7 protein-coding genes and 3 pseudogenes are annotated in these 9,962 nt (G+C 37.0%); 4 read left to right on the forward strand and 6 right to left on the reverse strand.

Annotation, left to right across the window (positions count from 1 at the left end; translation table 11 throughout):
* Window positions 1–174: FGGY family carbohydrate kinase (locus L950_RS28145; protein WP_262507167.1), on the reverse strand; the 174-nt coding region annotated here is incomplete at its 3' end.
* An 18-nt stretch (window positions 175–192) separates the two neighbouring features.
* On the reverse strand, window positions 193–1,767 hold the full coding sequence (locus tag L950_RS22160) for a glycerol-3-phosphate dehydrogenase/oxidase (RefSeq protein ID WP_021191793.1): 1,575 nt from the start codon (window positions 1,765–1,767) through the stop codon (window positions 193–195).
* Window positions 1,768–2,289: 522 nt separating this feature from the next.
* Here L950_RS22160 and topA point away from each other — a divergent pair.
* The 3 genes and pseudogenes from topA (at window position 2,290) to cmk (ending at window position 5,836) form a co-directional block, all read left to right on the forward strand.
* Window positions 2,290–4,727 (forward strand): annotated as a pseudogene (topA, locus tag L950_RS22165) (type I DNA topoisomerase).
* A gap of 5 nt (window positions 4,728–4,732) precedes the next feature.
* The gene (locus L950_RS22170) at window positions 4,733–5,146 is read left to right on the forward strand and encodes a hypothetical protein (protein WP_021191794.1); all 414 of its coding nucleotides are present in this window, start codon (window positions 4,733–4,735) and stop codon (window positions 5,144–5,146) included.
* A gap of 4 nt (window positions 5,147–5,150) precedes the next feature.
* Window positions 5,151–5,836 (forward strand): annotated as a pseudogene (cmk, locus tag L950_RS22175) ((d)CMP kinase).
* Window positions 5,837–5,850: 14 nt separating this feature from the next.
* On the opposite strand, the gene L950_RS22180 reads toward cmk, so the two are convergent.
* From L950_RS22180 to L950_RS22195, 4 genes are all read right to left on the reverse strand, one after another.
* Window positions 5,851–6,144: a hypothetical protein gene (locus L950_RS22180; RefSeq protein WP_021191795.1), complete on the reverse strand. Its 294-nt coding sequence runs from the start codon at window positions 6,142–6,144 to the stop codon at window positions 5,851–5,853.
* A 116-nt stretch (window positions 6,145–6,260) separates the two neighbouring features.
* Window positions 6,261–7,460, reverse strand: a complete 1,200-nt coding sequence (locus L950_RS22185; RefSeq protein WP_021191796.1) for a pyridoxal phosphate-dependent aminotransferase — start codon at window positions 7,458–7,460, stop codon at window positions 6,261–6,263.
* Window positions 7,461–7,556: 96 nt separating this feature from the next.
* On the reverse strand, window positions 7,557–7,931 hold the full coding sequence (locus tag L950_RS22190) for a DUF1573 domain-containing protein (RefSeq protein ID WP_021191797.1): 375 nt from the start codon (window positions 7,929–7,931) through the stop codon (window positions 7,557–7,559).
* 126 nt (window positions 7,932–8,057) lie between these two features.
* Window positions 8,058–9,023, reverse strand: a complete 966-nt coding sequence (locus L950_RS22195; RefSeq protein ID WP_021191798.1) for an SIS domain-containing protein — start codon at window positions 9,021–9,023, stop codon at window positions 8,058–8,060.
* A gap of 99 nt (window positions 9,024–9,122) precedes the next feature.
* Between L950_RS22195 and L950_RS22200 the strand changes: the two are divergent.
* Window positions 9,123–9,962, forward strand: a pseudogene (locus tag L950_RS22200) (RecQ family ATP-dependent DNA helicase); the annotation flags it as partial.

Genomic DNA, 9,962 nt, shown 5'->3' on the forward strand with positions numbered 1-9,962 from the left:
AAGTTGACTGGACCAAATCTCTTTAGGATCGTGCTCAACCCAACCAGATTTTGGATAAATCTGCTTGAATTCTTTTTGTGCTATCGCTTCTATTTTTCCTGACTTCGAAAAGATAATTGCTCTTGAGCTCGTTGTGCCCTGGTCTAATGCCAAAATATATTCTTTAGTACTCATAAATGCGTTGTTAATGGATTAGGAATCGTAAGTATAGTTTTTACAAAGTATAAGGAATTGTGCAAGCTGTTCTTCTTCCCATGTTTTCGATTGCTCAAGTTCTTTGGACATAATCTGAACAACTAGGGGAGCTGCCTCCATGGCTGCTTTTGCATCTAAAAACAGCATGCGTATCCTTCTTGCTAAAACATCTTCCAGGCATCTTGCCATTTCATTTCTTACTGCCCATACTACTTCTGCTGCGATATAATCAAATTTGGGGTGAATCTTTTGGGACAAATTTGGATCCTTTTGTGCTAACTCTTGTATTAACTTTGCATCTGAACCGTATATCTGCCAGTGTCCCTGCTGTTTTTCTTGAAGATAACCATGTATTTTTAAGGTTTTTGTAATACAAGGAGCTGTATTTAACTTTCCGATTTGAATGGCTTTGTTAACGGTATCTTCTGCCATTTTACGATATGTCGTCCATTTCCCTCCTGTAATGGTAATCAATCCTGATTTACTGCTGATCAGTTTATGGTCCCGGGAGATTTCTTTTGTTGAAGCTGGATTACTTTCATCTGGTGCAGCCAGTGGTCGCAAACCTGCAAATACACTGAGTATATCTGCTCGGGTAGGAGCAGGATTGAGGTAGTTTTTAGCCGTTTCCAAAATAAAATCTACTTCTTCTTCTAAAGGTCTTGGTTCAATAGTGTGAATATCTAAGGGCGTATCTGTCGTTCCTAATAGGATGTGGTCGTGCCATGGCACACCAAATAGCACACGTCCGTCATTAGTTTCCGGAATCATAAGGGCATCTTCTTCCCCTAAAAATTTCTTGTCAATGACAATATGTGTTCCCTGAGAAGGTCTTACTAAATTCTTATGGACAGGTGATTCCAGTTTTAATATATCATCAACAAAGATTCCGGTCGCATTAATGACTGTTTTTGCTTTAACTTCAAAATTCTGGTTTGACTCTAAATCTGTAAAAGAAACACCACAAACTTGACCATTTGTATCTTTATGAATGGCATTTACATCACAATAGTTTAAGATTGTTGCATCAAGAGAATTTGCTGTCTGTGCTAGATTGATTGCAAATCGGGAGTCATCAAACTGGCCGTCATAGTAGATTATACCCCCTTTTAGATTATCCTGTTTGACAGCATGCAGTTTTGAAACAACCTGACTGCTGGATAAAAATCTGGAAGTTCCGATCCGGTATGCACCGGCCATCCAATCATAGATTTTCAATCCAATCAGATATTTCCACTTACTGAAAAATGTATAGCATGGAATAATAAAGCTTTGAATTTTAGCTAAGTGTGGTGCGTTTTGGAAAATTAATCCTCTTTCATGCAATGCGGAATAGACAAGTTTAATATCTCCATTTGCGAGATACCGTACACCACCATGGACTAATTTCGTACTCCTACTTGAGGTTGCTTTTGCAAAATCATATTTTTCGAGTAATAATGTTTTAAATCCTCGAGAAGCCGCATCGACAGCGATACCAAGCCCAGTTGCCCCGCCTCCAATGATAACAATGTCCCATTTTGAAGTTTTATTTACGTTTTCTAGATTCGTCTTTCTTTTGAAATTGCTCATACAATGATATGATTTTGGATATTTTGTTTATCAAATGTTCACTTTTTCAGGTATATCTTTTATAAAGAAGGGCCTTACATTATAAACGAAATAGCTTGAAAGTTTGTTTTATTTATTTTTTAATTAGTATTTTGTTCTCCAAATTGTTTTTTACAAAGTCACCAACCGATTGGAGTTTGTTTTCTTGTCGTTAGGTAGACCAAGGTAATCTTTTCGTCAGCTATAACGATACCTTAACCATTTATTAGCTATATGGTTGTTGTCAATAATTGGTAGGTCATACATTTGATGTACGATTTCATCCAATATAGATGTAATTTAAAGAGGTACGTCTTTGGTATTATTAAAGCTTGTTTGTTAAATTTCTACGGGTAAAAAACAGAATTTTATAAAAAAATATGAACCCTTGTTTTGGAATAAAACAATGGTTATTTATTTTTTTCCTTAAATAATGTAAAAAAAGACTAAAAATATTGTCATTCGTTAAAGAAATGCCTTTATTTGCACAAATCTCAAATTTAAATGGCTAAAAATTTACTCATAGTAGAGTCTCCAGCGAAAGCGAAAACAATAGAAGGGTATTTAGGGAAGGACTTTTTGGTAAAGTCCAGTTACGGACATATTCGTGATTTGGTGAAGACCGATGATGCTATTGATACAGATAAAGATTTTCAACAAAAATATGAAGTGCCGAGTGATAAGAAGGCTGTTGTCAGTGAGTTAAAGAAGTTGGCTAAAGCTGCAGAAACAGTTTGGCTAGCATCCGATGAGGACCGCGAGGGGGAGGCTATATCGTGGCATTTATTTGAGACTTTAGGTTTAAAAGATGAGAGTACTAAGCGTATTGTATTTCATGAGATCACCAAACCTGCGATTTTAAAGGCCATTGAGAACCCACGTAAAATAGATTATAATTTAGTAAATGCACAGCAAGCCCGTCGTGTACTGGATCGTTTGGTAGGATTTGAGCTTTCACCTGTGTTATGGAAGAAAGTAAAACCTTCGTTGTCCGCAGGACGTGTTCAATCGGTAGCTGTACGTTTAATCGTAGACCGCGAGCGCGAGGTTATAAAATTTAATGCCGAAGCATCCTTTCGTATTGTGGCATTTTTCCATACTGGAAAGTTAAAGATAGTTTTAAAGCTGAGCTGCCACAGCGTTTTGCAACAGAGGCTGAAGCAAAGCAGTTTTTAGAGGATTGTAAGACAGCGGAATTTGCTGTCAAGAGTTTGGAAACAAAACCTGCGAAAAGAGCTCCAGCGGCTCCGTTCACTACCTCAACGCTACAGCAGGAGGCTAGTCGTAAGCTAGGATTTTCTGTTGCACGTACTATGCAGGTTGCCCAACGCTTATATGAAGCTGGTCGCATTACCTATATGCGTACCGATTCTGTTAATTTAAGTGATACAGCAACAGAAGCTGCTGAGAAAGAAATTCGTTCTGCTTATGGTGATCGTTATCATAAGTTAAGAAAATATAAAACAAAAACTTCTGGAGCTCAAGAGGCCCACGAAGCCATTCGTCCAACTTATTTTTCTGAACATAGCATTGAAGGTGATGCAGCAGAAAAACGTTTGTACGATTTAATCTGGAAACGTGCTATTGCTTCTCAAATGAGTGAGGCAGAGTTCGAGAAAACATTAGCTAAAATTTCTATTTCTACACGTAAGGAGGATTTATCTGCTTCAGGTGAGGTAATGAAGTTTGATGGATTCTTGAAAGTTTATTTTGAATCTACAGATGATGATCAAGATGTAACGAATGATGATGATAGCGATAACTCTTTGTTGCCACCTTTAGTAACTGGACAATCGGTCGTATTGAAAAGCATGAATGCGACAGAGCGTTTTACAAGACCTCCTGCTCGATATACAGAGGCAGCTTTGGTGAAGAAGTTGGAAGAATTGGGTATTGGTAGACCATCTACTTATGCGCCAACAATTTCTACGATTCAAAATCGCGGTTATGTAGTGAAAGAAGAAAGAGAAGGACGTTCACGTGATTATCGTGTATTGACTTTAGAAAATACGGAAATCTCTGCTGTTACTAAGACTGAAATTACTGGCGCTGAAAAAGGAAAAATGTTTCCAACAGATATCGGTATTGTCGTTAATGATTTCTTAGTTGAACATTTTAAAGGCATTGTAGATTTTAATTTCACGGCAAAAGTAGAAAAGGAATTTGATGAAATTGCACATGGTTTGACCGAATGGACAGATATGTTGCGTGAATTCTACGGACCTTTTCATTCAGAAGTACAGAATACGTTAGAAAATGCTGAACGTGCTAACAACGAACGTGAGTTGGGTGTCGATCCTGTATCGGGTAAACCTGTCTCTGTACGTATTGGTAAGTTTGGTCCTTTGGTGCAGATTGGTGCACAAGATGATGAAGAGAAACCTCGTTTTGCATCTTTGAGAAAAGGACAGATGATCGAAACGATTACTTTTGAGGATGCTATGGAATTGTTTAAGCTTCCAAAGAAGGTTGGTATCTTTGAAGAAAAGGAAATGACTGTTGCCATTGGCCGTTTTGGACCTTATATCCGTCATGATTCTTCTTTTTATTCTTTACCAAAGAATGTTGATCCACTTGATGTGACAGAGGAAGAGTGTATCCAGATTATCAAAGACAAGAGACAAAAAGATATTGAAAAGGTAATTCGTGTTTTTGACGAAAATCCTGAAGCTCAAATTGAACAAGGCCGTTGGGGACCGTTTATCCGTTTTGGAAAACAGAATTTGAAAATTCCAAAAGGAACAGAAGTAGAGCAGATCACGTATGAAGATGTCTTGAAATGGGCGGAAGCTGATGCTACTAAAAGCAAAGGAAAAGTAACTGCTAAAAAAGCGACTACTGCAAAGAAAGCTCCTGCTAAAAAAGCTCCTGCAGCGAAGAAAGCGACTGCGGTTAAAAAGACAACTACAAAGGCTGCTGTGAAAGCGACTAAAGATAAATAATTGAAATGAAAAAGGATTTACCTGAAAACATTGTTCAAAATATTACGATTGCTGTTGTATTGGAGAGTGAAAGCCCGGAGTCAAAAGTTTGGAATGTTTATTTAATTAATGAAAAGAATCAAGAAATTCAAAATGTCTTGGTTACTTCAAAAGGTTATGGCGAAAAGGATGGTGCAAATGTGATCACAAGCACATTACGTCATTTTATCGGTAATGTTGCTCCACATTCTTTCGAAAAAATCGAAGCTATTGATGAACAGGTATTCGGTTTAACCAATGAATATTGGTTAAGCTTTTATATTGATAATATTATTTACGATAAAAAATACATCTTCCTACCTGAAAGCATTATAGAAGGGAATTTAATACTGGTTCCTTTAGTGAATAAGCTTGGGGTGATTATTGGGGGGATGAATTAGTTTTATGACAACAAGACATAACTTTATTATCGCTATTGATGGTTTTTCATCATGTGGTAAAAGTACAGTGGCAAAAGCACTGGCCAAAAAATTAAAATTTGTTTTCATTGACAGTGGTGCAATGTACCGCGCTGTGACACTTTATTTTCTCAGAGAGGGAATAGATATGAAAGATGATAAAGCAATAGCTGAGGCGTTGGAAAATATTCATATCGATTTCATTCCTAATGATGATAAAACTGAGATTCATCTTAATGATGAAGATATATCGGATGAGATCCGTCAGATGTATATTTCGGATATGGTGAGTGAAGTGAGTACAATAAAAGCTGTGCGTCAAGCATGGTAAAGCAACAGCAGAAATTAGGGCGGAGACGCAATATCGTGATGGATGGTCGCGATATAGGCACAACTGTATTTCCGGATGCAGATATGAAAATTTTTATGACAGCGGATCCGCAAGTACGTGCTAACCGACGTTATTTAGAATTGACCAATAAGGGAGAGCAGGTGACGATCGATGAAATTGTTAAGAATCTGGCACATCGTGATCATATTGATAGTACGAGGGAAGAAAGTCCTTTGCGTAAAGCGGAAGATGCGATTGTACTGGATAATTCTTATATGAGTCAAGAAGATCAATTGACATTTGTCATTGATGAATATACAAAAAGAAGAGCTTCCAAATAGGAAGCTCTTCTTTTTTATTTAATGCTATTGATTTGTTGTTGTTCTTTTAGTTTCGCAACATTATTTTTCTCTCCAAATTCTTCTGTTTTTTCTTGGAAAGAATCTAATAGTTGACGGATTGCATCTGAATTGTCTGCTGTACGTTGAAAAATATCCGGTAGAATCTTTTCTAGATTTTGGTCTCCAAGTTCGATATTATCCACCTCGATTTTCCCAATTTTTTCTAATACGGCTTGCTGACTTTTCCTAACATCTTCTAATTCTCTCGCAATTTTTTCCATCAATTCAAATTTCTTCAATTTATCCATATTATATAAAATTTAGTGATCAATTACTATATATAACGTATAAAGTGGTCAAAATGTTTTAAATAAAAAAGGGTTGCTCATTTGAGCAACCCTTTTTTATCGTCTATACTCACTGATTAGTGTGTACGGCCTGGGTAAACTTCCAGTCCTTTTTCTAAGCAGATCAATGCTTTTTTTAGATCGTTCTGATTAAGAACGTATGCTAGTCGAACTTCGTTGATTCCGGCACCTGGAGTGCTGTAGAAGCCTGTTGCAGGAGCCATCATAACTGTTTCATTTTCGTATGCAAATTCTTCTAGCATCCATTGACAGAATTTATCTGCGTTATCGATCGGTAGTTTTGCTACAACGTAAAATGCGCCACCTGGATTAGGTGAAAATGCACCTTCAATTTTATTTAAGCCATTGACTAAAGTATCACGACGAGCAGTATACTCTTCAGACACTGCCTCAAAATAACTATCTGGTGTATCTACAGCTGCTTCACCTGCAATTTGTCCTTCCAAAGAAGGGCTTAAACGCGCTTGTGCAAACTTTAGAGCGATTTGGTACAGTTCTTTATTCTTTGTGATTAAGCAACCTATTCTGGCACCACATGCTGAGTAACGTTTTGAAACGGTATCAAAAACAACAACATGTTGTTCCAATCCCTCCAGATGCATAGGTGAAATGAATTCACGCCCATCATAACAGAATTCGCGGTAGGCTTCATCAGAGAATAAGTATAAATCATATTTTAAACAAAGCTCACGCAATGCTTCTAGTTCTTCTCTAGAATACAAATAACCTGTAGGGTTGTTCGGATTACAGATCGCAATCGCTTTTGTTTTTTCAGTGATTACTTTTTCAAACTCCGCAATAGAAGGTAAAGCGAATCCATTGTCGATATAAGACATGATCGGTTTTACCACAATGTCTGACGAGCATGCGAAGCCATTGTAATTGGCGTAGAAAGGCTCAGGAATGATTACTTCTTCACCCGGGTTAAGACAAGCCTGCATCGCAATCATAATCGCTTCAGAGCCACCGTTTGTTACTAAAATATCAGTAGGTTGGATATTGTAGTTTAATTTATTGTAGTATGTCGTCAGTTTATTGCGGTAAGATGCTGTTCCTTCAGATGCCGTATAGGCCCAAACTTTGAAATCAATGTTTTTTAATGCATTGAGCATTACTTCTGGCGTTTCAATGTCCGGCTGTCCGATATTTAAGTGATAGATTTTTTTCCCTTCTTTTTTTGCTTGATCAGCGAAAGGTGTTAGTTTTCTAATTGGGGATGCGGGCATGTTATACCCTTTTTCTGATATTGATGGCATTATTTTATATAAATTAGCGAAGCAAATCTAATGAATTAAAACTAAAAAAGCCACTTTACTTGAAGTGGCTTTTCTTTAATTATGTACGTAAAGTAATTATTCTACAATTCCTTTGATGTATAAAGTTTTTACAGGTGTTTTTGTGTTCGATGTTACTGTAAAGCTTTTTGTAAAAGGTGCTTTTGAAGCAGCGTTGAAAGTAACTTTAATTGTTCCTGTGTCACCTGGTTTGATTGGTGTTTTTGTAAATTCTGCTACTGAACATCCACATGAAGGCTTAACATCAGAAATAATGATAGGCTCACTTCCTGCATTCGAAAATTTGAAACTGTATGATACTGGAGTTCCTTGTGCGATCTTTCCAAAATCATGTGTTTCTTTTTCAAATTTAAATTCGCTCTGACTTGTTTGCATTGCAGTAAATCCTACAAATGCAATAATAACAGTTAATACGGCTAAAAACTTTTTCATATCTTCTTCTTCTTAATTTGTTAACTATGTTCTTTGATAATGTCAAACAACGTACCAAAATAGAAATTTTAATACGTAATTGCCTTAGAAAAGAACGCGATAACAATAATATTACATTATGTATGACTAGATTATTCCTTCTTTTAATAAATCTTGAATATGTATGATGCCATCATACTTATTTCCTTGTAAAACAATTAATTGAGACACGTTATTCTGACGCATCATATGCAGCGCATTTACAGCAAGCTCTGATTTGTCGATCGTTTTAGGATGTGTCCCCATAATATCGCTCGCAGTTAATCCTGTAAGATCTTCATGATTTTCAAGCATACGACGAATATCCCCATCGGTAATGATGCCTACAATCTTTTCATCTTGCAATACTGCAACAGCACCTAATCTGTTTTGTGTGATGGTCAGTATGATTTCTCTGATAGTGGCATTACTTGGGATTTTTGGTTTTTCATTTTGATCGGAGAGATCCGCTACTTTTAGGTATAATTTTTTACCTAGCGCACCTCCTGGATGGTATTTTGCAAAATCCTGATCTGAAAAATCGCGACATTCCTGCAGACATACTGCCAGTGCATCGCCCATTGCTAGCTGAGCAGTGGTACTTGAGGTAGGAGCAAGATTGTTAGGGCATGCTTCTTTTTCAACAGTGGTGTCCAGTACGTAATCCGCTTGTTCAGCCAGATAAGAATTGATATTTCCTACCAGAGCGACCAATGTATTTCCGGTCTGTTTCAAGAAAGGCACCAGTACTTTGATTTCAGGAGTTGTACCACTTTTTGAAATTGCGATGATTAAATCTTGGTTTTGAATGATCCCTAAATCACCATGAATGGCATCGGCTGCGTGCATGAAAATGGAGGGTGTTCCAGTCGAATTCATTGTCGCAACAATCTTTTGTGCGATAATAGCACTTTTTCCTATTCCAGTGACAATAACACGGCCTTCTAAGTTAATTATATGTTTAACCACGTTAACAAAGTCGTCGTCAATCCGTTGTGATAAATCAGCTACCGCTTTAGCTTCTTCTTGTATAGCTTGGATAGCTATATTTTTTATATCGATGTTGCTTTTCACAAAAAAAATATCTACTTTTATATTAAAGAATGAATACAAAAATAGGTTATTTTACAGATTTTTTGGTCATTTATCTATCTTATTTTTGCCCGAGGCTCGATGGAAATAGAAAAATCACTTTTCGACAATTTACAAGATTTTTTTGGTTTTGATACTTTTAAGGGGGATCAAGAAGCAATCATAACAAATGTACTACAGAGAAAGGACACATTTGTCATAATGCCTACTGGGGGTGGTAAATCCATCTGTTACCAGTTACCGGCATTGATGAGTGAGGGGACAGCGATTGTCATTTCACCGTTAATTGCTTGATGAAAAACCAAGTTGATCAGCTTCGCGCATTTGGCGGAGAGGATAGTATTGCTCACTTTTTAAATTCTTCATTGAACAAAGGTGATATCATGCGTGTCAAACAGGATGTTACAGCAGGGAAAACAAAATTACTTTATGTAGCACCAGAATCGCTTTCGAAATTGGAGAATGTCGAGTTTCTGAAGCAGATTACGGTATCTTTTGTTGCTGTCGATGAAGCCCATTGTATCTCCGAATGGGGACATGACTTCCGTCCGGAATATCGCAAGATTCGTCAGGTTATCAATGGTATAGGTGAAAAAATACCCATTATTGCATTGACAGCTACAGCTACACCTAAGGTGCAGTCAGATATTCGTAAGAATCTTCAAATGAATGATGCTATGCTCTTTAAATCTTCATTTAACAGAGGTAACTTATTCTACGAAGTAAGGCCGAAGAAAAATGTCGTTAAAGAAATTGTTCGTTTTATAAAAGGACAGTCTGGTAAAACAGGTATCATCTATTGCTTGAGCCGTAAGAAGGTTGAAGAAATTAGTGAAGTTCTTAATATCAATGGAATCAAAGCACTTCCTTATCATGCTGGATTGGATGCGAAAACACGCGCCGATACACAGGATAAGTTTT

This window comes from Sphingobacterium sp. IITKGP-BTPF85, from assembly GCF_001006065.1.
GTDB classification, from domain to species: Bacteria; Bacteroidota; Bacteroidia; order Sphingobacteriales; family Sphingobacteriaceae; genus Sphingobacterium; species Sphingobacterium anhuiense.

Coding starts and splice junctions, on each gene's coding strand:
- L950_RS22185 (WP_021191796.1), bottom strand. CDS start 7,460: ATGCCATCAATATCAGAAAAAGGGTATAACATGCCCGCATCCCCAATT.
- L950_RS22170 (WP_021191794.1), top strand. CDS start 4,733: ATGAAAAAGGATTTACCTGAAAACATTGTTCAAAATATTACGATTGCT.
- L950_RS22180 (WP_021191795.1), bottom strand. CDS start 6,144: ATGGATAAATTGAAGAAATTTGAATTGATGGAAAAAATTGCGAGAGAA.
- L950_RS22160 (WP_021191793.1), bottom strand. CDS start 1,767: ATGAGCAATTTCAAAAGAAAGACGAATCTAGAAAACGTAAATAAAACT.
- L950_RS22190 (WP_021191797.1), bottom strand. CDS start 7,931: ATGAAAAAGTTTTTAGCCGTATTAACTGTTATTATTGCATTTGTAGGA.